This is a genomic window from Plesiocystis pacifica SIR-1, assembly GCF_000170895.1.
Lineage (GTDB): Bacteria > Myxococcota_A > Polyangia > Nannocystales > Nannocystaceae > Plesiocystis > Plesiocystis pacifica.
Genome location: NZ_ABCS01000073.1, coordinates 1 through 21697 on the forward strand (window position 1 = coordinate 1; position 21697 = coordinate 21697).

15 protein-coding genes are annotated in these 21697 nt (G+C 70.9%); 8 read left to right on the plus strand and 7 right to left on the minus strand.

Annotation, left to right across the window (positions count from 1 at the left end; all coding sequences use genetic code 11):
* Positions 1-686, plus strand: a 686-nt coding sequence (locus tag PPSIR1_RS28855) for a cytochrome c peroxidase (protein WP_006974742.1), incomplete at its 5' end; no start/stop codon positions are given.
* A gap of 181 nt (positions 687-867) precedes the next feature.
* Positions 868-2262 carry a serpin family protein gene (locus PPSIR1_RS44125; RefSeq protein ID WP_157596083.1) on the plus strand — a complete coding sequence of 465 codons (1395 nt, stop codon included), beginning with the start codon at positions 868-870 and terminating at the stop codon, positions 2260-2262.
* Between the two features lie 72 nt (positions 2263-2334).
* Here the strand turns inward: PPSIR1_RS44125 and PPSIR1_RS28865 are convergent, their stop codons facing one another.
* From PPSIR1_RS28865 to PPSIR1_RS28875, 3 genes are all read right to left on the minus strand, one after another.
* A complete protein-coding gene (locus tag PPSIR1_RS28865; protein WP_006974744.1) occupies positions 2335-2910 on the minus strand; it encodes a hypothetical protein in 576 nt (191 codons plus the stop codon).
* Between the two features lie 31 nt (positions 2911-2941).
* The gene (locus PPSIR1_RS28870) at positions 2942-4492 is read right to left on the minus strand and encodes a cytochrome-c peroxidase (protein WP_006974745.1); all 1551 of its coding nucleotides are present in this window, start codon (positions 4490-4492) and stop codon (positions 2942-2944) included.
* 456 nt (positions 4493-4948) lie between these two features.
* On the minus strand, positions 4949-6229 hold the full coding sequence (locus PPSIR1_RS28875) for a pectin acetylesterase-family hydrolase (RefSeq protein WP_006974746.1): 1281 nt from the start codon (positions 6227-6229) through the stop codon (positions 4949-4951).
* A 184-nt stretch (positions 6230-6413) separates the two neighbouring features.
* On the opposite strand from PPSIR1_RS28875, the gene PPSIR1_RS28880 reads away from it, so the two are divergent.
* Together PPSIR1_RS28880 and PPSIR1_RS28885 are read left to right on the plus strand one after the other, a co-directional pair.
* Entirely contained in the window at positions 6414-8858 is a 2445-nt protein-coding gene (locus tag PPSIR1_RS28880) for a type III PLP-dependent enzyme domain-containing protein (RefSeq protein WP_006974747.1), read from the plus strand.
* Positions 8855-10105 carry a phenylacetate--CoA ligase family protein gene (locus PPSIR1_RS28885; RefSeq protein ID WP_157596084.1) on the plus strand — a complete coding sequence of 417 codons (1251 nt, stop codon included), beginning with the start codon at positions 8855-8857 and terminating at the stop codon, positions 10103-10105. Before PPSIR1_RS28880 ends, PPSIR1_RS28885 begins: the two co-directional genes overlap by 4 nt.
* 3 nt (positions 10106-10108) lie before the next feature.
* Here PPSIR1_RS28885 and PPSIR1_RS28890 read toward each other — a convergent pair whose 3' ends face one another.
* The 3 genes from PPSIR1_RS28890 to PPSIR1_RS28900 all read right to left on the minus strand — a co-directional run bounded on the left by PPSIR1_RS28890 (position 10109) and on the right by PPSIR1_RS28900 (position 15958).
* The gene (locus tag PPSIR1_RS28890) at positions 10109-11575 is read right to left on the minus strand and encodes a hypothetical protein (protein WP_157596085.1); all 1467 of its coding nucleotides are present in this window, start codon (positions 11573-11575) and stop codon (positions 10109-10111) included.
* 139 nt (positions 11576-11714) lie between these two features.
* On the minus strand, positions 11715-14732 hold the full coding sequence (locus tag PPSIR1_RS28895) for a serine/threonine-protein kinase (RefSeq protein ID WP_006974750.1): 3018 nt from the start codon (positions 14730-14732) through the stop codon (positions 11715-11717).
* 140 nt (positions 14733-14872) lie between these two features.
* On the minus strand, positions 14873-15958 hold the full coding sequence (locus tag PPSIR1_RS28900) for an Mrp/NBP35 family ATP-binding protein (RefSeq protein ID WP_045116961.1): 1086 nt from the start codon (positions 15956-15958) through the stop codon (positions 14873-14875).
* Between the two features lie 154 nt (positions 15959-16112).
* Between PPSIR1_RS28900 and def the strand changes: the two genes are divergently transcribed.
* The 4 genes from def (at position 16113) to PPSIR1_RS28920 (ending at position 21162) form a co-directional block, all read left to right on the plus strand.
* Entirely contained in the window at positions 16113-16646 is a 534-nt protein-coding gene (gene def / locus PPSIR1_RS28905; protein WP_006974752.1) for a peptide deformylase, read from the plus strand.
* Between the two features lie 104 nt (positions 16647-16750).
* Positions 16751-18589, plus strand: a complete 1839-nt coding sequence (locus PPSIR1_RS44130) for a M20/M25/M40 family metallo-hydrolase (RefSeq protein WP_086001787.1) — start codon at positions 16751-16753, stop codon at positions 18587-18589.
* 35 nt (positions 18590-18624) lie between these two features.
* Positions 18625-19665 (plus strand): hypothetical protein, encoded by a 1041-nt coding sequence (locus tag PPSIR1_RS28915; RefSeq protein WP_157596086.1) that lies wholly within the window; start codon positions 18625-18627, stop codon positions 19663-19665.
* A 36-nt stretch (positions 19666-19701) separates the two neighbouring features.
* On the plus strand, positions 19702-21162 hold the full coding sequence (locus tag PPSIR1_RS28920; RefSeq protein WP_006974755.1) for a vWA domain-containing protein: 1461 nt from the start codon (positions 19702-19704) through the stop codon (positions 21160-21162).
* 9 nt (positions 21163-21171) lie between these two features.
* Here PPSIR1_RS28920 and PPSIR1_RS44135 read toward each other — a convergent pair whose 3' ends face one another.
* Positions 21172-21678 (minus strand): DUF2203 domain-containing protein, encoded by a 507-nt coding sequence (locus PPSIR1_RS44135; RefSeq protein WP_006974756.1) that lies wholly within the window; start codon positions 21676-21678, stop codon positions 21172-21174.
* Positions 21679-21697 lie beyond the last annotated feature (19 nt).

Here is a 21697-nt window from a genome sequence, read left to right on the forward strand (position 1 = left end):
ACGCCGACCCCGAGTACGTCGCGCTGTTCGCCGCGGCCTTCCCCGAGGCGACGAGCGGGGCGACGATCAACCAGGTCGTGTTCGCCCTGGCGAGCTTTTGCCGGACGATCATCAGCGGGGCGAGCCCCTACGACCGCTTCCTGGCCGGAGACGAGGACGCGCTGAGCGAGGAGCAGCGCCTGGGCATGGCGCTGTTCAACGGCGAGCGCTTCGAGTGCTTCCACTGCCACGGCGGCGTCCAGTTCACCACCTCCTACCGCGACGCGAACACCCCCGCCGCCGACGCGCGCCTGGTGTTCTTCAACAACGGGCTCTACAACGTGGACGGGGAGGGCAGCTACCCCGCCCACGATCAGGGCCTCTACGAGCTGACCCTCGACCCCGATCACCGCGGCCTGTTCCGCCCGCCGAGCCTGCGCAACGTGGCCTCGACCGCGCCCTACATGCACGACGGGAGCATCGAGACCCTGCGCGAGGTGGTCGAGCACTACGTCGCGGGCGGCCGGGTCATCGAGTCGGGCCCCTTCGCGGGGGACGGCCGGCTGAGCCCGCTCAAGTCGGGGTTGGTGCGGCCCTTCGAGGCCACGGACGAGGAGATCGACGCCGTGGTCGCCTTTCTCGAGGCCCTCGACGATCCCGAGCTCGTCACGAACCATGCGCTGGCGGATCCGGACGCATCTGGGTGAAACCAAACCATGGTTTTTGGGCCATCTCGATGACTCGAAGCGGCCACGGGAGACGCGCTCCAGCGCTATCCTGAGCGGCCATGCATGCCGCGGGTTGTACCCGGTCTGGTAGGCGGGTGGAATGTGAGTTCGTGCAGCGCGCGGGGTGATCGAGTGGGAGCCCCCGCGGCACATCCGGGGCATGACTAGCTCGAAGCTCTTGTTCCCCCGCCGCTTTGCTCTCGCGGCCTTTGCCCTGACCGCCCTGACCCTCCCCGCCGTCGCGTGCACCGAAGCCGGTGAGGAGGAGGAGGGCGTGGACGACGTCGGAGACGACGACGGCGACGACGACGAGGGGGAGATGGAGCTGTGGGAGTCGGTCCACTCCGAGCTCGACTACGACGACCAGCCCGACGCCGACGAGGTCGAGCGCCTCGACTTGGCCATGGACCAGCTCGCCCTGGGCCTGGACCTCTACCACTACATGGGCGAGGGCGCGTTCGAGGGCCAGAACGTGGTGAACTCGCCGGTCAGCATCCAGACCGCCTTCGGCATGCTCTACGGCGCGACCGAGGGCGTGACCAAGACCCAGATGGAGTCGACGCTGCACTTCACCCTCGGCGAGGAGCGCCAGCACGTGGCCATGAACTGGCAGCACCTCCAGCTCGCCTCCCGCGAGATGCCCAAGCTCGAGAGCGAGTTCGCCAACGAGGATCCGGTGATCCTGGGGACGGCCAACCGCGCGTGGATCAACGAGGCCCGCTCCGAGGAGCTGATCCCGGACTTCCTCGACCTGCTCGCCGTGCACTACGACACCGGGGTCTACCTCGCGGACTTCAACAGCAACGCCGACGGCGAGCGCATCGCGATCAACGGCTGGGTCGCCGATCGCACCCACGGCCTCGTCCAGGACCTGATCCCGGTGATCCCCGACGGCTCGTCGATGGTCCTGGTCAACACCCTCTACCTCAAGGCCCCGTGGGCGACCCCCTTCGAGGAGTTCGCCACCCAGACCGCGAGCTTCACCCTCCTCGACGGCTCCACCCGGGACGTCCAGATGATGCAGCAGTACGCCATGAACGGCTACTACGGCGAGGGTGAGGGCTACGCCGCCGTGGGCGTGCCGCTGCGCGGCAACTCTCTGGAGCTCGCGCTGGTCCTGCCCGAGGACCTGGCGAGCTTCGAGGCGGGCCTCGACGCCGAGACCCTCGGCGGGATCCTCGAGGGCATGGACTACGCGACCATCGACACCTCGATGCCGCGCTTCGAGCTGCGCGCCAAGGCCTCGCTCAAGCAGGCCCTGACCGACCTGGGCATGCCCGCGGCCTTCGACAACGGCGAGGACTTCACCGGCGTGCTGACCAACGGCATGGGTCCGATCTTCGACGTCATCCACGAGGCCGTCATCCTCACCGACGAGGGCGGCATCGAGGCGGCCGCGGCCACGGCCATCGTCCAAGACGAGGGCGGCGGCGGTGAGCTCGAGCCCGAGTACACTTTCGTGGCCGACAAGCCCTTCGTGGTCGTGGTCTACGATCGCCCCAGCCGCACGCCGCTGTTCGTCGGCCGCGTCGTCGACCCCGGCGCTGGCGACTGAGGACAGCCGTCTCGCAAGCGACCCAAGAGAGGCTGTGGAGTCATCCACAGCCTCTCTTTGCGGTCGTTCGGCTCAGGGCATCGGCTCGAGCACGTAGCCCCAGTAGGCGCCAGCGTCGAGGTCGAGGCAGTCGCCGGTGGTCTCGAGGATCGACTCGGCGACCTCGGCGGCCAGGCCGTTGCAGACCGCCGGCGTGTGCTCTTCGAGGGTGTTCGAGCGGACCTCTCGCCAGCGAAAGCGCTGCTTGGGGTGCGAGCTCAGCTCGACGGCGTAGTGGCACTGGATGTGCTGATCGCCGTGGCTCTCGGACTGGTAGAAGCGGGCGAAGTCCGGGTCCGCAGCGAACTGCGCGTCGAGGGCCGGGGTCATCGGCCCGGGGCCGCGGTACTGCTCGGCCTCGAGCAGCTCGACGACGGCGACCTCGCAGCGGGGATTGCCGACGGTCGCGGGGACGAAGTCTTCGAGCTCGGGAGAGGTCGTCGTCGCGGCCTCGGCAGCCGGGGTCGCGTCGTCCCCTCCGGCCTCGGCTGCGCTCGCCGAGCCGCCTCGTTCGACGAGCACGGCCGGAGGCGCCGTCGCGTCCTCGGGCGCGGTCGCTGGGGTGCAGCCCAGGCAGCAGGCGAGCAGGGGCCAGGCGCGGCGTCGCATGCCTCCACGGTGCGACGCCGCCTGGGCCGGGTCAAGGGGCGCCGTCGACGGGCAGGCCGCTGGGCACGGAGCTGGGGATCGCGGCGCTCAGCACCGCCGGGTCGGCGGCGGGGTCGGACAGCGTGCGCAGGAAGGCGACGAGCTGTTTGACGTGGCGCTTCTTTTTGACCCGGACCTCGGCGAGCTCGGGGGCCATCCCGGCGGCCAGGATCTCCGCTTGGTTGTCGAGCAGGGACTCGGACAGCTCGTCGTGGGGACAGGCGAAGGGGGAGTCGTCGACGAGCTCGATGTTGGTCGTCGACGTCATGTCGTAGTCGAGCAGCGCGGCCGCGGGGTCTTCGTAGTGGGCGACGAAGTCGGACAGCTCGGCGAACTGCCCCAGGCGGCCGTAGGGCGCCGTGAACTCGACGTTGCGCAGGGGCGCGGTGCGCCAGCGGTAGCGCTCTTGCTCGGGGAACAGCTCATCGCCGGCGCCGCCGAGCACCCAGGGCACGGCGTAGTCGTTGCGCGCCTGGCCGAAGTCGTCGAAGCCCTCGGGCCCGTTGCGCTTGGGCAGGTCGTTCCCGCAGCCAAACTGGGGGGCGAGGGTCTGGTGGAACGCGTTGTCGGTGAACGCGTTGCCCGAGTGGCAGCTGACGCAGTTGCCCTTGTTGGCCGAGTAAAAGCGCTTCGCTCCGCGCAGCTCTCGGTTGCTCAGGGCGCAGTCGTCCCCGGCGACGAACTGGTCCCAGGGGCTGGCGTTGAAGGTGAAGGCGTCGATCTCGTAGGCCGCGATGGCGTTGCCGACGTGGCCGAAGTTCAGCTCCTCGAAGGGGACGCCGTAGGCCGCCTCGAACATCGCCACGTACTCGGGGATGGCCCCGAGGCGGGCCATGTAGCCGTCGAAGATGCAAGAGAACACGACGGGCAGGGGGAGCTGGGGGTCGAGGCAGGCGAGCAGCTCGTTGTCCGGGTCGGCGTCCGGGCCTGGGAAGCCGAGCATCTCGGGAGAGGTGACCTCGGGGAGCATGGCCTGGGCCGCGAGCACGCGGGGCGACGCGACCCCGGGGAAGTCCTCGAAGGCCGCCTGGTAGATGGCCGGGACGAGCGGGAGGCCGAGGCCGAGGACGAAGCCCTGGCCGTCGCCCGCGACCTTGCCGTCGATGGCCAGGGTGTCGAGGGAGTGCAGGTTGAACAGCGCTTGGGTGTGGCGCCCGCCGACCTGACCGTCTTCTCGGTCTAGGCCCAGGCCGTGGCCGCCGACCCCCGACATGAGCGGCCGGCGGTCTGTCAGGCCCAGCGTGGGGTTGTGGCAGGTGCCGCAGGACACGTCGTGAGAGCCGCTGAGGATCTTGTCGTGAAACAGGGCCCTGCCGAGCTCGACGAGCTCCGGGCGAATGGGCTCGGGGAGCGCGTAGGGGCTGATGTCGTGCTCGTCGAGGAGCGCGCGGACGTCCGCGACGAGCGCGGGGTTGTTGCAGCTCGGGTAGCAGCCCCAGCGGAATTCGTCCTGATCGTCAGCGTCTGCCTCCGCCTCGAGCTCGGCGGAGTCGTCGGTGTCGTCAATCGTCGTACATGCGCTTGCGCAAGTGACGAGAGTCAAATGGAGGCCCCATGCGCGAAATGGGTATTCAGACATCAGCGACAACTCCTTCGAACCACCATATATAGTCGGTACCATCGATGACTGAGCACTGCCAACTTAATTTGTGCATGGTTGTGCTTCGAAAATCGCGCAATTCAGTATTGCTGAAAAAGGCGCCCCGGCTCTCGGGCCGTTATGATCAGACTGTAATGTGCGGAGGGAGGAGGGTGCGTATTGTGATGTGTGTAGTGCGCGCGCGACTCGAAGGGGGCTGCGCCTGTCCCCATGCCCAAATATGCGCACTAAAATTAGTTGGACCGCCCCCGGCGGGGGCGGTCACGTCGAAGGCGAAGGCTGGAAAGGGAGGCCCGGGGGCCGGTCTCAGAGGGTCGGCCAAAACGAGTTTGGCCAACCCCTCGATCTGTTTTAGCCGTCGTGGACGACGCCACGCCCTCCCTGCCCCACGTCCATGACTCAGGGGCTGACGTGGGAGGTCTGGCCCTCGAGCATGTTCGCTACCCAGTCCACGAGCAGGATGCCGTTGACGTCCTGATTGTAATAGGCAGGGAAGCTCAGGTAAGTGTGGCTGATCCCGGGCAGGATGTAGGTGCCCCAGTTGTCGTAGCCCTCGACCTCGCTGCGCAGGGCGTAGATGCCGTCCTCGAAGTAGCCGCCGTTCATGGGCAGCTCGATGATCCCGGGCGGGCACTGCAGGCCGCCCTCGTTTTGAATCCCGTAGCCAAAGAAGGTGCGGATGATGAGGTCCTGCTCCGCCGTGATCACGCCGAGGGTCTGGTCGGCGTGCTTGTCGGCGAGGTAGTGGGTGAGGTTGTAGATGCCCCCGCCGTCCGGCGCGAAGCAGCCGTCGCAGTCCTCGGGCAGGGAGGCGTCGAGGTTGAACAGCTCGCGCCACTGCTCTTGCAGGCAGGGGGCGAGGTAGGGGTCCGTGAGCGGCGGGCCCGAGTCGTCGAGCAAGGTGACCGTGGTGTTGGGGAAGGCGTCGGAGGCGATGCGGTCGTAGTTGAAGGCGGCCCCGAAGCCGCCGGCGCTGATGCCCGTGACCAGCACGTGGGAGGTGTCGGCGAAGGTCGGCGCGATGCGATCGAGGAACTGGTCCATGTTGGAGTAGCCCACGAACTGCTGCGGGGCCCCGAACGCGAAGCCCGGCACGGAGGTGTCCGGGGCCGTGCCCGCGTGCACGTCTCCGGTGCAGTAGGGCACATAGACCACGTTCCAGTCGCGCATCGGGTTGGCCGGGTTGTCGGTGTCGAACAGCCCGCCCTGGAGCACGGTGTTTTGCCAGATCAGGTCGAAGGCGAGCTCGCCGAAGTTGGCGAAGCTGGCGTAGAAGAGCCCGCAGGTCGCGGCGTTGAAGCAGCCGCCGCCGCCCTCGAAGAAGATCACGAGCTCGTCGGAGATGCCGTAGCGCACGCCGATGCCGGCCGGCGTGCCGTCGATGCATTGGGCGTCGGGGAAGTCGACCCAGTTCCACTCCCCGGGGGGCGCCTCGGGGAGGGGCTCGCCGTCGTAGGTGGGGTCCGGCGGGGGGAGGTCGGGCTCCATGCCGGTGCTCGCCTCGCTGTCTTCGGACGCGGCGCTGTCCGACTCGGAGTTCGTCTCGCCCTGCTCGCTGCCCGACTCGTCCTCGCTCGACGCGTCCGTGTCCTCCGCCGTGCCGCCGATCTCGTCGTCCGCGCTCCCCCCGTCCCCCGGCTGGGCGTCGTCGGCACAGCCGAGGCTCGAGCAAAGGGGCACCGATAGGGAGCAAACGATGATTGAGCGAGCTAGACGGGCCATTGCGCGATGGTAGCAGCGAGCGAGAGCCCGCGGTGGGCCTCGTCGAGGGTCGAAGCGAGAGCCGAGCGCGGGGTGGGCCGGGCCCGCGCGGCGAAACTCGACGGTGACGGAAATCCGAGCGACGGCGATGACAAGGGCGATCGTGACTGCCCAGGCCTACCTCCCCCCGGTCGAGCCCTCGAGCAGCGCCGAGTCCATGGTCGACGCCCACGCCCGCGCCCTCGAGGCCGGCGAAGCGCGGCTGCTGGCTGCCCTCGACAGGGCCGGCGTCGCTCCCGAGCCGCTCCCCCTCCTCCACCCCGCGCGCGTCCCCATCGCAGCGTCGAGCGTGTCTCGAAGCTCGGAGCGCGAGACCCTCGCGGCCCTCATCCGGGCCATGGCCTCGCCCCTGTCTCCGACCCACGGAGGCGTCGTGTGGCTCGACGTGGACGCGGCCCTCGAGCGCGAGCGGGTCCTGGTCGAGGCGCTCCAGCGCAGCGTGGGCGAGCTGCCCCTGCGCAACATGGCCGCGTTCAAGGCCAACCACAGCTCGCTCTTGCAGTTCGCGCGGGTCCAGGCCGACGCGGGCGCGGGCGTGGAGGTGGCGAGCCTGCCCGAGCTCTACACGGCGCTGTGCGTGGGCGTACGGCCGGGCGCGGTGGTGTTTGGCAATACCAACCTCAACGCCCGGGAGCTGCTGATTGCGATGCACCTGGGCGTGACGGCCTTTTGCTTCGACCACCCCGCCAAGCTCGCCCGCGTCCTCGACTGCGCGCGCACGCGCGAAGGAGGCGTCGCGCGCCTGCGGCCGCTCCTGCGCCTGGCCGCTCCCTACGCGAGCGCGGCCCTGAGCATGGAGCGCTTTGGCCTCGACGTGGACAAGAGCCCGGGCCTGCTCGAGGCCGTCCTCGATCGCCTCGCCGCGGCGGGCTCGGCCCTCACCGGGGTGTCCTTCCACGTCGGCATCGGGGCCCGGAGCACGGCGGTCTACGAGCAGGTGTTCGCCCAGGCCGAGGCCGTGTTCGCGGCCGCGAAGGCGCGCACTGGCGTCGCGCCGTGGATCGTCGACATCGGCGGAGGTCTGGGCTTCGACGACACGCCCAACCGCTACCTGGGCACGCTGGCCGTCGCTGATCAAGTGCGCGAGCTCGGCCGCGGGGTCCGGAGGCTGCACCAGCGCGTCCCGGAGCTGCGCGAGGTGTGGTCCGAGATCGGCCAGGGGGCCCTCGGTCGGGCGGGCTCGATGCTGTCGCCGGTGGAGTTCGTCGAGCACCGCGACAACCCGAGCCGGAGCGCGCGCGTGTGCGTCCCGACCTTGCCGGGGAGCTTCCTGTGGGCCAAGCGAAGCACCCCGGTCCACGCCGAGCGCGAGCAGTGGCTGGTCACTGCCACGGGCGCGTGGGCGGTCCCGGTCTCACGCTTCGTCAGCCTCCAGCCCGAGCTGTGGGTGCTGCGCGAAGACGGAGAGGTCGCCAGGGTCGACGCGGAGGGGCCCCTGGTGCCGACCTTGGTGTTTGGCAAGAGCTGCGAGCCCACGGACTGCCTCAACCCCGCCGCCCCCGAGCGCGGGGGCGAGATGATCCGCTTTTTGCTGCCCGACCTGAGCCGCCGCCCCGCCAACGAGCGCTACGTGTTGCGGCTGCGCGGCGCGGCCTACATGGACACCGCGGGCGAGTTCAACGGCCAGACCTCCCGGGCCTTCCCGTGGCGCTACAGCCTGGGCGAGCCCGCCCGCGGACCCCGCAAGGCCCCAGCGCTCGTGCGCGCGCCGACCTGGGAGTACCGCGAGCGCCTGCTCAGCCCCAACGTCGTCCAGGCCGCGCAGATCCACGCCGCGCGGGAGCTCATCGCCGAGCAGTTCCTCGAGCGCGAGCAGATGATCGCGTGGCTGCGCCAGACCGGCCAGCTGCGCGCGAAGGCGGAGCTCGAGGCGCTGCGCTACGGGCTGTGGCAGGCGGTGGACGAGTGCGTCGGCAGCGGCTTGAGCGTGGTCCGGCTCAAGCTGCGCCCGGGCCAGCCGGACGCCGAGGGCGAGGTCGTCGGGGCCCTGGCCGCGAAGGTGGTGCGGGCGCGAGACGTGCCCACGCAGCCTCTGGCCATGGTCGGCGAGTGGGAGCGGCGGGTGTCTCGGCTGATGTTCGAGCTCGAGGCGAGCTTGATGCGTCGGGCTCGTCGCCTCGACGGGGGCCTGCGCGAGAAGCTGTTCCCCATGGCCTACATCGCGATGACGGCCAAGCGCCCGGGGGAGGGCGCGCCCGCCCACGCCATGCGCCAGCGGGTGGTCGATCTGGCTAGGGGCCTCGGCGGGATCAAGACCGTCACCTCCATGAGCACCGGCGAGCGCTCGTGCGCCGTCGCCGAGCGCGTCCCAGGTTGCTTTCCCATGTTCGTCACCCCCTACGCCGACATTCACTTCCACGGCCGCCGGCCCTTCGAGGGCGTCCGCTTCGGGGCGAAGCCCGGCGAGCTGCGCTTTTACGCCCACGATCTGCGCGGGCCCCATCGCGCCCTCGAGCCCCTCCCGCAGGCCGAGCGGCTGCGCCTGGTGATTCGCGACCAGGGCGCGCAGGCCCTCGGGCTCGGCGAGCATTGGGGGGCGGGAGCATGACCGCCGCGCTCGAGGCCCTGGTCCGGCACGCGCGTCGCTGCGCCTTTTACCGGGAGCTCTACGCCGAGTCGCCGGAGGTGGTGCGCTCGCTCGCCGAGCTCCCGCGGGTCGAGCAGGGGGCCTACTGGTCCGCCTACCGGGCCGCGCGCGAGCGCGTGTTGTGCGGCGAGCACGTCGACGGCCTGATGCTGTCTTCGGGCGGGACCACGGGGGCGCCCAAGCGCACCCACGTCAGCCAAAACGAGTGGACGAAGATCGCCGTGGCCGGCAGCGAGGCTCTGCTGAGCGCGGGCCTCGAGCTCGGCGACCGCGTGGGCAACCTGTGCACGGCGGGCGACCTGGCGACCTCCATGCTGTTCATCCACGCCTCGGTGCTCCACGCCCGCGTGCCCATGCTCGAGCTCCCCCTGGGCAGCGCCCTGCCCCCCGAGACCCTCGCCGAGCGCATCCACGAGCTGAGCGTCCATGCCCTCGTGGGCACCCCGAGCGTGCTCTCGCGCGTGCTCGAGGCCTACGCGCGCCAGCGGGGGGCGGGGCCCAAGAGTCTGCGCAAGCTGCTCTTTCTGGGCGAGATGCTGGCGAAGGACCAGGCCGACCAGATGCGCGCGTGGGTCCCCGGCCTGGCCATCGCCTCGGCGGGGCACTCGATGGTCGACATCGGCCTGGTCGGCGTCGCCGATCCGAGCTGCGCCTTGGGGGAGCACCGCGAGCTGTCCGAGTGCGTGCGCCTCGAGATCGTCGACCCCGAGACCGGGGCGGTCATCGACGAGCCGGGGCAGCCGGGGGAGCTGCTGGTGACCTCCCTCGTGCGTCGCCTGCAGCCGATGATCCGCTACCAGGTCGGCGATCAGGCGATGTGGGTCGAGCCCCCGGGCCCAGGCCGCAAGTACCAGCTGCTCGGGCGCGCGCCCGCGTTTTGGTCGCTGTCCGCGGGCTCCTACACCTTCGCCGACGTCGAGCGGGTGGTCGCGGAGGCGGGCGTGCGGACCGCGGCGCTCCAGCTGCACGTGTCGCGGGAGGGAGACCGAGAGCGCCTGGTGATCAAGCTGGTGCCCGCCCGCGGCCAGGTCGAGAGCGCCGAGCTCGGGGCGCGCGTCGTCGAGCTCTTGCTCGCGCGCCTGAGGTGGATCCGCCGCGACATCGCGGCCGGCCTCGTCGCCCCCGTCACCGTCGAGTGGTGTGTCCCCGGCGACCTGACCCTGAGCGCGCGCGCGGGCAAGACCCTGCTGGTCGTGGATACCCGCTGAGGGTTAGAAAGTATCCAGGCCGATGAGCGCGACCATGATCCCCTGGGTCGTGTCGCCGACGCTCTGGCCCAGGGACACGCTCTCCTCGTAGTCGTCGTTGAGGCCGGTCTGCCACTCGTCGCTGGGCACGAAGTAGCCCAGGGCGTCGCCCGAGTTGCCGAGCACGGCGCGGTAGGGGGCGGTCATGGCCTCCTTGACCGGGAGGCCGTTGCGGGTCAGCGACTCGCCGGGGAAGGCGATGAGCTGGACCTGCTCGCCCAGGCGCAGGTAGGTGGTCTGGGTGGTGACGGAGTTGCCGCCCCCGCCCCCGTCGAAGTCGTACTGCAGGATGCCCAGGAGCGCGGCGAGGTTGAACAGGGCGTTGTCGACGGGCAGGTCCCACTCGGCGTAGTCGTGGACGAGGATCGGCTCGACGGCCTCGGTGCCCTCGAGGGCGAGGGCGGCCTCGGTGGCCACGAGCTCGCCGTAGGCCGCGGCCTCCTCGAAGTCGTCGGCGTACATGCCGTCGGGGACGTCGGGGGACACGTCGCCGAGGATGCCGTTGAAGAACAGCACCGGGCCGCCGGTGTCGGCCTCGAGGTTGTCGACGACGTAGCCGCAGTAGTCCCGGGACAGCTCCTTGTTGCTCTCGGGCAGGATCACGGGGTGGGCGGCGAAGGACAGCAGGGTGCCCAACAAGGCGTCGTCGGCGAGGCTGCGGGCCTCGAGCACGAACAGCTCGTCGTCGGTGAAGCCCCAGTCCCGGCGGTTGCGGTTGTCGGCCGTGCCCGCGGCGGCGCTGAGGTTGGCGTCGACGCGGTCGGCCCACGCGCTCGCCATGGAGTCGACGGTCTCGTCGATGACCTTGTCGCGGTAGGCCGAGCTGACGCCGCCCCACAGGCCCTGGAAGTCCGGGCCCGAGTGGGTGTGCGTGGTCGAGATGATGATCTGCTCCTCGCTCAGGCCCGTGGCCGCGGCGGCTTGTTGGCGGATCTCCCGGGTCCACTGGTTGCCCATGCCGACCGCGTCGACGACGCTCAGGATCACGCCGTCGTCGCCCAGGCCCACGGCCATGGTCCGGGCGTAGATCGAGTCGTGCACCCCCGTGGTCACGCCGCGGGTAAAGGGCGCGCCGTAGCCCCCGAGGAACAGCCCGGCCTGCTCGGCCTGGGTGGGGTCGAGGTTGCGGATGTCGACGCCGACCTGGAAGTGGCTGGGCTCCTCGCCGGTCTCGGTGTCCGTCTCGGACTCGGTGTCCGTCTCGGTCTCGGTCTCGGTCTCGGTTCCCGTCTCGGTCGTCTCGGACTCGGACTCGGACTCGGACCCAGTCTCGGAGCTCTCGCTGGTGCCCTCGGTCCCGACCTCGTCATCGGTGGCCTCGGAGCCAGCCTCCGCGTCGTCGCCGTTCACGTCGTCGGCGCACGCGAGCGGGAGGGCGAGGGAGAGGGCGAGGAGGGGCAGGCTTCCAAGTCGGCGAGTCGAACGGGGCATCAAAAACTCCAACCCCGCGGGGAACCGGGCAAAGGTCCCGGTCCATCCACGGCATCGAGAGACTCTCGCAATGGCGTCAGCGGGGCAATCAGTGCGCGTGAGTGGAGACTCTCGCAAAGGCCCGCGGCCGGCGAGGGAATCAGGGGGCGCCGAGGGGGATCGCCTCGCGCTTTGCCCACTCGCGGAGCTCGGCGAGGGTGCTCGCGTCCTGCTCGGAGTAGGTGCTCGCGGCGATGCGCGCGTGCTTCGTGGCGGCCTCGCGCTCGCCCCTGGCGAGGTGAACCGAGGCGATCTCAAAGTGGGCCCTCCCCAAGCGCTCGGTGCTGAGCTCTTCGACTTGCATGTAGCTCTCGAGCGCGTGCTCGGCGAGGCTCAGCGCGCGCTCGAGGACCTCGTCGGTGGGCTCGGGGTCCGCGAGGTCGACGCGCGCGAGGTCGAGGAGGGTCTCGCCGAGGAGCTTGTGCGGGGGCGGACGCTTGGCCTCGATCATCGCCAGCGCGCGGCGGTGGTACTCGCGGGCGGCCTCGGGCTCGCCGCGGTCGAGCTCGACCCGGCCCAGGTGCTGGAGGACGATGATGATCTTGCGGTGGCCGGGGTCGTAGGTCTTCTCGCGGATGGTCAGCGCGCGCTCGAGCAGGGGCAGGGCCGCGGCGAAGTCCCCCGTTTCGTGGTGGGCCACGGCGAGGTTGACGAGGGTGGTCGAGAGCAGCGGGTGCTCGGGCCCGAGGGTCCGCTCGCGCACGGCCGCGGCGCGCTCGAGGGACGCGAACGCGGCCGTGTAGTCCTTCTTGCCGAGCTGGGCGATGCCGACGTTGTTGAGGCAAAAGGCCGTGGCCGGGTGCTCGGGGCCGTAGACGGCCTCGCGGATGGCGTAGGCCCGCTCGTAGGCGGCCAGGGCCTGCTCGTGGTCGCCGCGTCCGTAGGCGAGGGTGCCGATGTTGTTGAGCGGCGTGGCGACCTGGGGGTGGGTCGGTCCGAGCAGGTCCTCGCGCATGGTCAGGGAGCGCTGGTAGTAGGCCAGGGCCTCGTCGATGTCGCCCTCGGCCCGCGCGACGGAGCCGAGGTTGTTGAGCGCCGCCGCGACCCGGTGATGCTCGGTGCCCAGGCGTCGCTCCCAGATGGCGAGGGCGAGCTCGGCGTGCTCCCGGGCCGCGCGGTTGTCGCCCTTGGCGCGGAGGATCTGCCCGATCGCGTTGTGCAGCGTGGCGGCGGTCAGCCCGTCTTCGGCGTGGGCGCGGTCGAGGAAGAGCTCGCCGAGCTTGGCCCAGCGCAGGGCCTCGTCGTGGCGGACCAGATCGTTGCCGACGACGAAGGCGAGCTTGGCGAGGGCGAGGGCGGCGACCTCGTCGTGGCCCGACCGGGCGGCGCGCTCGAAGGCGTCCTCGAGCACCTCGGCGGCGCGCTCGTAGTCGCCGCTGTGGGCGATGGTCCCGGCCCACACGACCTCGAACTCGGCGATCAGCGGCGGCCAGCCCGTGGTCATGACGCGCTCGCGCAGGCCCTCGGCGCGGCCCCGGGCGGCCTCGTGCTGACCCACGCTCGACTGCACGCCGATGGCCTCGAGCTCCTGGCGCAGGCGGGCGACCTCGTCCTGGAGCGCGGGCTGGTCCGGCGGCGCGGCGCGGCTGGCCAGCCAGCGCGAGTCGGTGCAGCGCTCGAGCCGGGGCAGGTCGGCGACGCCCTGGACCGCGCGCTGGATCAGGTCGGCCTCGAGCTCGGGCTCGACGAGGGCGTCGCGGAGCTTCTCGACCGCGGCCCGGCTCTCGTCGAGGCAGGCGTCGACCTGGGCGCGGAACTCCGGGGGGTGGCGGTCCTCGAGCTCGGTGTCCACGCAGACCTCGCGGCGCAGCTCGGACCACTGGCTCAGGTAGGTGCGCAGGCCGTCGTCGACGTGGGTCCAGGTCTCGCCCGCGTAGGCCAGGCCGCTGGCGTCGAAGGCCTGCCTGGAGCGCTCGCGGGTCGACTCGGACCACATCGCCGGGCCCGCGTCGGCGGCCTGGGTGCAGCTGCCGAGGGTGGCCTGGCGGTCGAGGTGGCGCCAGCCGAGCACCCCCGCGAGGGCGGCCACGGCCAGGAAGGGGGTGGCGACGCGCCGCCGCAGCACCCAAGGGTCGCTGTCGAGGGCGTGGAGGAGGGCGTCCATGGACGGCCAGCGCGCCGCGGGGTCGTCCTCGAAGCCGCGCAGGATCACCCGCCGGACCCAGCTCGGGACCCGCCGCGCGCCGCTCGAGGGATCTTGGCGGCGGCCCTCGAGGATGGCCACGGACAGGGCGGCGATCGTCTCTCCCTGGAAGGGGCGCTCGCCGTAGAGGGCCTCCCACGCGGTCACGCAAAAGCCCCACTGGTCCGCGGCGGGCCCGGGGTCGAGGGCCTCGAACAGCTCGGGCGCCATGTAGGCCGGCGTGCCCATGATCGAGCCGTCGAGGGTCAGGCTCGAGGCCAGGGGGTTGATCTCCGAGGAGCTCAGATCGCTGTAGCTGCCCGTGCCGAGCCTCGCGTAGGACCCCGTGATGAAGCTGTCCCCCGCCTCGAGCTGGTCCGGTGACAGGGGCAGCTCCTGGCTGGGCTCGGGCAGGGGCGGGAGGGCGCCCTCGGCCCGGGCCAGGCCGAAGTCCATGACGCGCACGCGGCCGTCGGCGTCGACCATGACGTTGTCGGGCTTGAAGTCGCGGTGGACGAGGCCCTTTTCGTGGGCGGCGGCCAGGCCCCGACCGGCGGCGACCAGGATCTGGATGGTCTCGCGCCACGATCGCGGGCGCTCGGCCAGCCACTCGTCGAGGGTCTGGCCCTCGATGAACTCCATGGCGATCCAGATCTGACCCGCCCACGTCCCGACGTCGTGGATAGCGACCACGTTGGGGTGGCTCAGGCGCGCCAGGGCCTGCGCCTCCCGGAGCAGGCGCAGGCGATCCTCTTGGGTGCCGCGTCGACGCAGCAGCAGCTTGAGGGCGACGCGGCGGTCGAGCTCCGGGTCGTAGGCCGCCCAGACCTCACCCATGCCGCCCGCGCCCAGGCGCGAGAGCAATACGTAGCGGCCCACGGCGACGCCCGGCTCGAGTCGTCGGCGGCGAAGCAGCGGCTCTCCCAGCGGCCCCTCGCGCTCGGGGTCGGCCCCAGGCGTGAGGGTGTCGGCCATGGGAGTGTCCGTGGCGCTCACCCCCAAACCGTACACCCAAACGCATCAGTCCACCCACGCCGAGGGCGAGCGCGCGAATGCTCGCGAGCTTGCTCCATCGGCACCTCCATCGGCACTGAGCCGCAGCGCCTCGCCCTGACAGGGGTTGGGGTCGGCCGGGGTCAGACCGTGCGCAGTAGCGAGCTGCGCTTGGGCCCGGTGGCGTGGCGCTTGGCCGCCTCGAGGGCGACCTGGGCGGCGAGCTCGAGGAAGACCTTGGCGTGCTCGCTGTCGGGCGCGGAGTGGACCACGGGGTCGCCTCGCTCGCCGCCGGCGCTGACCTTGGGATCGATGGGCAGCTGGCCGAGCAGGGGGAGCTCGAGCTCCTCGGCGAGGCGCTTGCCGCCGCCGCTGGCGAAGATGTGATCGACGTGGCCGCAGCTCGGGCAGCGGTAGTGGCTCATGTTCTCGATCACCCCGAGCAGGGGGACCTCGAGCTTGGCGAACATGTCGACGGCCTTGCGCACGTCGAGGAGCGCGACCTCCTGCGGGGTCGTCACCATCACCCCGCCGGTGATCGGCAGGAGCTGGCCGAGGGACAGCTGGGCGTCACCCGTCCCCGGGGGCAGGTCGATGATCAGGTAGTCGAGCTCGCCCCACTCGACGTCCTCGAGGAACTGCTGGAGGAGCTTGTGGATCATCGGCCCGCGCCAGATCACCGCGCGGCCGGTCTCGACGAAGAAGTCGACGCTCATCACCGGGATGCCGCGGTGCAGGGCGGGGATGATGCGATCGCCGCTGGCGTTCTTGTCGCAGGGGCGGCTGGGCGGGCCCATCATCTTGGGCATGCTCGGGCCGTAGATGTCGGCGTCGAGGATGCCGACCCGGGCGCCGAGGCGCTGGAGGGCCATGGCGAGGTTGGACGAGACCGTGCTCTTGCCGACGCCGCCCTTGCCCGCGGCCACCGCGAGCACGTTCTTGACCGTCGGCAGTCGGTCCAAATCCTGACGCGGAGGCTTGCGCGGGACAGACAATCCCCAGTCGATGACGACGGTCCGACCGAAGGGCTCGAGGGCCGCGCGGATGCTCGCGTCGAGGGTCCCCTTCATCGGGTAGCCCGGAGACAGCAGCGCGACGGCCACGCGCAGCTCCTTCTCACCGACGGTGATCTCGCCCAGCTGCCGGCTGCTGACGATGTCGCGCTCGGTGGCCGGGTCTTTGACGGTGCTCAGGGCGTTGCGGACGCTTTCGACAGTGACTTCGCTCATCAGCTTCTCGGCCCGCACATCCTCGGGGCTGGGCCCCTCCTAGCACCTCCCCTGTCTTCGGGCTACCCTGGCCGGACTCGCGGGCTTCGAGCCCGCCCCTGCCGGGGTGCGCCGAGGCCACCGCTTCGCTCCCCGTCCGCGAATTTCCACGATCATGGCTGTCCTCGAGATCGTCAAATACCCCGACCCTCGCCTGCGCGAGGACACCTTCGACGTCGCCGACGTCAACGACGAAATCCGCTCGCTCGTCCGCGACATGACGGACACGATGTACGCGCTGAACGCCGCGGGCATCGCCGCCATTCAGGTCGGCCGACTCGAGCGCATCTTCCTCATCGACGGGAAGGTCGCCGGCGGCGACGAGAACAGCGACCCGCTGGTGTTCATCAACCCGGAGGTCGTCGAGACCGGCAAGGGCCAGGTCGTGGCCGAGGAGGGCTGCCTGTCTTTCCCGGACGTGTTCGTCGACGTCAAGCGCCCGCGCTGGGCCAAGGTCCGCGCCCTCGACGTCAACGGCGAGAGCTTCGAGGTCGACGGCGACGAGCTGTTCGGCCGCGCGCTGCAGCACGAGCACGACCACCTCACCGGGAAGCTGATGATTGACCTGGTGGGCATGGTCAAAAAGGAGATGATCAAGCGCAAGATGAAGCGCTGGCACTCCGCCCACGCCCGTCAGCAAGAGAGCTGAGGGCAGGGAGGGCGCGGCGTCATCCACGACGGCCAAGGTCGCCAGAGACCGTGAACACAGTCTCCGAGTCGACGAAGGCGAATGGGGGCGGTAGCGTGGCGGCCATGGTCGGCCCTCGCTCCGCGCCCTCTTCGTCTCGCGTGTCGCGCTCGCTGCTGAGCTTCGGCCTCGTCGCCTTGCTCGCGGCGGGCTGTCAGCCGACGCCGCAGCCCGTCGAGCCGAGCGAGGCAGCGGTCGTCGACATCCCGACGCAGGCTCGGCTGGGGCTGCTCGACGCCGAGGGGATCCGCGGCGCCGTGGCCTTCCTCGCGGACGATGCCCAGCAAGGGCGCCCGCCGGGGACCGACGCCGACGCCCGCGTGCGCGCCTGGGTCATCGAGCGCATGCAGGCCGCGGGCCTCGAGACCTCGGAGCAGAGCTTCTCCGTGGGCGCCGGCGCGGCGCTGCGCGAGGGGGCGAGCAGCGGCCTGGCGCCGGCCAAGAAGCTCGACCAGGGCATCGCCCACGCCATCGTGCCCTTCGGCCACGACACCAGCGGCCTCGAGGGTGGGGCCGTGACCGGCAAGCTGGTGTTCGTGGGCTACGGCATCGCTGGCGAGGGGGAGGACGCGGGCGACTTCGCCAAGGTCGACGTGAAGGGGGCGATCGTCGTGGCCCTCGCGGGCGCGGCCGATCCCCACGCGTCGCGGCTCGAGACCCGCGCCCAGTCCAAGCTCATCGCCGCCCGCGATCGCGGCGCCGTGGGCTTCGTGCTGTGGGAGCCGAACTCGGACCGCGGCCCGGCGGGGCGCGGGCCCTTTGGCGAGCTCGAGATCCCTGCGGTGTTCGTGGGCAAGACCGGCAGCGAGGCCCTGGCCAAGGCGCTGCGCATCCCCGCGGACGGGGCCGGCGGCGAAAAGCGTGGCGCGAACAGCCGCAAGGCCTACAGCCTGTCGACGCCCATCGAGGCCGTGACCCTCGACACCGCCAACGTCGTCGGCGTGCTGCCGGGCTCGGCCCCCGAGGCGCAGCGGCGCCAGATCTACGTCGGGGCGCACCTCGACCACCTGGGCATGGGCACGGCGAGCTCGCTGGCCCCGGGGGAGCACGCGGTCCACAACGGAGCCGACGACAACGCCTCGGGCGTGGCGGTGATCCTGGCCATGGCCGAGGCCCTCGCCCAGCTGCCCGCGGACGCGCGCCCCCACGACCTGGTGTTCGTGGCCTTTGGTGCCGAGGAGCTGGGCTTGCTCGGCAGCCAGCACATGGTCGAGGCGATGGCCCCGGAGCAGCGCGAGCGCATCGTCGCGATGCTCAACTTCGACATGGTCGGCCGCCTGCGCGACAACCTGCTGATCAGCGGGGTCGGGACGGCGCCGCAGTGGGAGGCCCTGCTCGCCGACGCCCAGGCCGCGGTCCAGGCCGACGGCGCGTCGACGCTGACCCTCGAGACCCAGGCCAGCGGTTGGGGTCCCTCGGACCACGCCTCCTTCTACGGCGAGGGCGTGCCCGTGCTGCACTTCTTCACGGGGGCGCACGAGGACTACCACAAGCCCAGCGACGACCTGGACAAGCTCGACTTCGCTGGCGCGGCGGCGATCGGCGACCTGGCCGGGCGCGTGGCCGTGGGCTTGATGGCCCACGAGAACCTCGACTACGTGAAGACCGAGCGCCCCAAGCAGGGCGGCTCGGCCTTCCGCGTGTCCCTGGGGACCATGCCCGACTACGGGCGGGACGTCGACGGCATGGCCCTGGGCGGGGTCCGGGACGGGGGCCCCGCGGCCAACGCGGGCCTGCAAAAGGGTGACGTCATCACCCGCATCGGCGAGCGGGAGATCCACAACATCGACGACTACATGGCCGCCTTCGGCGAGCTCGAGCCCGGCGTCGAGGTCGAGGTCGGGTTCACCCGCGACGGCGCCGAGCAGACCACGCGCATGACCCCCGCCGCGCCTCGGCGGTAGTGGTTCGCCGCCGCCGGAGGGCGTAGATTTGAGGCGTGCGTCGCTCTCGGTCCGCAACCCTCTCCGCGCTCTCGTGCGTGCTCGTGTCCGCGGCCTGGGCCTGTCAGGGGCCGCCGGTGGATCGCAAGCGGGTGCGCAGCGACGCCGAGCGCGAGGCCGCGGCCAAGGCGGAGGTCGAGGCCGGGGCTGAGGCGGGCGCGGAGGAGGCCAAGCCCCCGCCCGCACCCGAGGGCGTCCACGCCAAGATCGGTCGGGAGCAAGGCGGCTGCGCCCGGACGCTGTGTTTCGCGGGGCGCGGGGAGCCAGGCCAGCCGCCCAACCGCCACCTCAGCGAGAGCTGCCGGCGCATGAGCGGCGTGGTCAAGCGCTGCGAGGGCGAGCGCTGCCAGAGCCTGTGGCCGGTCGCGGACTGGTCCGTGGCCTTCGACGCCGTGATCGCCAGCTTGGACAAAGACGGCGACGGTCGCTACGGCGACGAGGACCCGGCCTGTGAGCTCAACGTGGTCGGCTGGTCCGAGGGCGGTCGCTTCGCCGCCCTCGACGTGCCCCGGGCCCTGCGCGAAGACGGCCGGGTCTCGGACGCGCGCGCGCGCGTTCAGAACATGGTGCTCATCGCTCCCCTCGGCAGCCGCGACGAGGGCGAGGGCAGCGAGGACGCCGAGCCCCAGCTGCGCATCCCCGACAACGTCGCCAAGGCGTGGATCTACCGCCACACCAAGACGCCGCCCCAGGACTGCTCGCTGTCCTGGGAGCCCGAGGGCGAGGCCTTGCTCAGCCCCGCGCCGGTCTGCGCCGAGGGGACCCAGTGCTGGGACTACGACTACTCCTTCGATCCCAGCTTGGCCTTCAAGAGCAGCACGGGCGCGCGAGCCGGGTCGGTCATCGGCCACTGCAACATCGTGGCGGTGGCGGCCAAGGTCGCGCCGACCAACGTCAACGTGGGCGAGGAGTCCTTCAAGCCCTACCTGCCGCGATTGAGCGACGGTCGAGAGGCGGGGCGGCCCATCCCCGAAGGCCCCGAGCCGCCCGCGCCCGGCGAGGTCGAGCCTGGTCCCGATTCGGAACCCTCGGATTGATCTGAACCAGATCGACGCGCCCGAGACTGCAAGGCCATGAATGACCTTGCTCCTGCTCTGTGCGCAATCGCGGTCTCGCTCGCTTGTATCGGCGTTGGCTGCGGCGACGACGGAGGGAGCTACGACGACGAGCTCGGCGAGTGCGCGGGCTGTGGCGTCGATGATGGGGAGCTGCCCGAGCCCCCGCCGGAAGAGCAGGAATTGCCGAAGCCTTCGGAGGTCTGTGACGAGGAGACGCCGGTGACGCTGCACCTGTCGCCGGACGACTCGAATTCCATGGCCTCGCCGGTGATGACCCGTGAGGTCGCCCCCTACGGCTTCTACACGACCTTCGAGTGGATCCGGCCGTGGGAGTTTCTCAACTACTACTCCTTCGAGTATCCCGCGGCCGACCCGGGGGATCTGAGCGTGCATGTCGACCTGCGCTCGAAGGACGAGGGCCGCTTCCAGCTGCAGATCGGTGTGGCCAGCGAGATCGTCTCGCCGAGCGAGCGGCTGCCCATGAACATCACCCTGGTCCTCGACGAGTCGACCTCGATGACGGGAGCGCCGATGTACGCGATGAAGGCGACGGCTCGCGCCATCGCAGGCTCCCTGCGCGAGGGCGACGTCATCTCGCTGGTCAGCTGGAGCAACTCGAACAACGTCCGACTCGCCAGCCACGCGGTCGCGGGGTCGAACGACGCGACCTTGCTGGACACCATCGACGCCATCGAGCCCGGCGGCGGGACCGACCTGCACGCGGGCCTGGAGCAGGGCTACGCCCTGGCTCAGGCCAACTTCTCGGCCGATCGCATCAACCGCGTGGTGCTGGTCAGCGACGGCGGGGCCAACCTCGGCTTCACCGACGCGGAGCTCATCGCGCAGATGGCCGAGCTCGAAGACGGCGAGGGCATCTACATGGTCGGCGTGGGGGTCGGCGACGTGGGCCGCTACAACGACGAGCTCATGGACACGGTCACCGACCAGGGCAAGGGCGCGTCGGTGTTCATCCCCAACGAGGCCGAGGCCGAGCGGATGTTTGGCGAGCGCTTCATGAGCACCATGGGCGTGGCCGCCCGAGACGTGCGCGTGGAGCTGAGCCTGCCCCCAGGCTTCGAGATCGTGCGCTTTTCGGGGGAGGAGTTCAGCGACGACCCCAGCGAGATCGAGCCCCAGCACCTCGCGCCCAACGACGCGATGGTCTTCTATCAAGAGCTCGAGACCTGCGCGCCGGAGCTCGCCACCGAGGACGCGCTGCTCGGCGTGGTGGTGCGCTGGCGCGAGCCCTTCTCCAAGCAGGCGCGGGAGCGTGCGGTCGAGTACGCCTTCGCGGACCTGCTCGGGGCCGAGAGCCCCATGCTCGACAAGGGCCAGGCGATCCTGTCCTACGCCGAGGTGTTCGCCACCGGCCTGGGGGCGCTCGAGCAGGCCGAGGCGGACCTGGCCGCGGCTGAGCAGGCCTTGCCTGGAGACTCCGACCTGGCCGAGATCCGCAGCGTGTTGGACATGCTGTAGCCGCGACGCTCAGTCGCGGGCGGCGGCTTCGCTGAGCTCGCTCATCTCGCTGATGAGCGGCGCGGCGTGGCGCTCGGCGAAGAACTCGTGGCCCTCGATCGTGCGGCGACCGGCGAAGCCCTCCTGCTCGCCGTGGAACCACTCGATGCGGGCCTCGCCGAGCTTCCAGCACAGCAGCACCTCTTCCTCGCCGTCTCGCCAGCTGCGGAAGTCGATCAGCCCGCTGACCACGTCCTTGACCTCGGCGCCGCGGCCCTCGATGTCCGCGATGGAGTCGCGCAGCGCCCGGTAGAGCATGCGCGCGCGCTCGAGGTTCGCGCGCGCGCTGGGCCCGGCGTCTTCGTCGAGCTCGGTCTCGCCGCGCAGCATGGTCCAGCGAACCTCGACGCCCGCGTCGGTGAGCTCGACGATCGACGCGCGCAGGTGCCCGTGGATCTGCAGCGCCTGGCTCAGGTGCGCACGAATCACCGGCAGCAGCGCTTGGGCTTGCTCGAGCGTGAAGTAGGGGCTCGCCACACCCCTGACTAGTACCTCG

Excerpts from the sequence above, each read along its gene's own strand:
- PPSIR1_RS44125 (WP_157596083.1), top strand. The coding sequence starts at position 868 with ATGACTAGCTCGAAGCTCTTGTTCCCCCGCCGCTTTGCTCTCGCGGCC.
- PPSIR1_RS28865 (WP_006974744.1), bottom strand. The coding sequence starts at position 2,910 with ATGCGACGCCGCGCCTGGCCCCTGCTCGCCTGCTGCCTGGGCTGCACC.
- PPSIR1_RS28885 (WP_157596084.1), top strand. The coding sequence starts at position 8,855 with ATGACCGCCGCGCTCGAGGCCCTGGTCCGGCACGCGCGTCGCTGCGCC.
- PPSIR1_RS28890 (WP_157596085.1), bottom strand. The coding sequence starts at position 11,575 with ATGCCCCGTTCGACTCGCCGACTTGGAAGCCTGCCCCTCCTCGCCCTC.
- PPSIR1_RS28900 (WP_045116961.1), bottom strand. The coding sequence starts at position 15,958 with ATGAGCGAAGTCACTGTCGAAAGCGTCCGCAACGCCCTGAGCACCGTC.
- def (WP_006974752.1), top strand. The coding sequence starts at position 16,113 with ATGGCTGTCCTCGAGATCGTCAAATACCCCGACCCTCGCCTGCGCGAG.
- PPSIR1_RS44130 (WP_086001787.1), top strand. The coding sequence starts at position 16,751 with ATGGTCGGCCCTCGCTCCGCGCCCTCTTCGTCTCGCGTGTCGCGCTCG.
- PPSIR1_RS28920 (WP_006974755.1), top strand. The coding sequence starts at position 19,702 with ATGAATGACCTTGCTCCTGCTCTGTGCGCAATCGCGGTCTCGCTCGCT.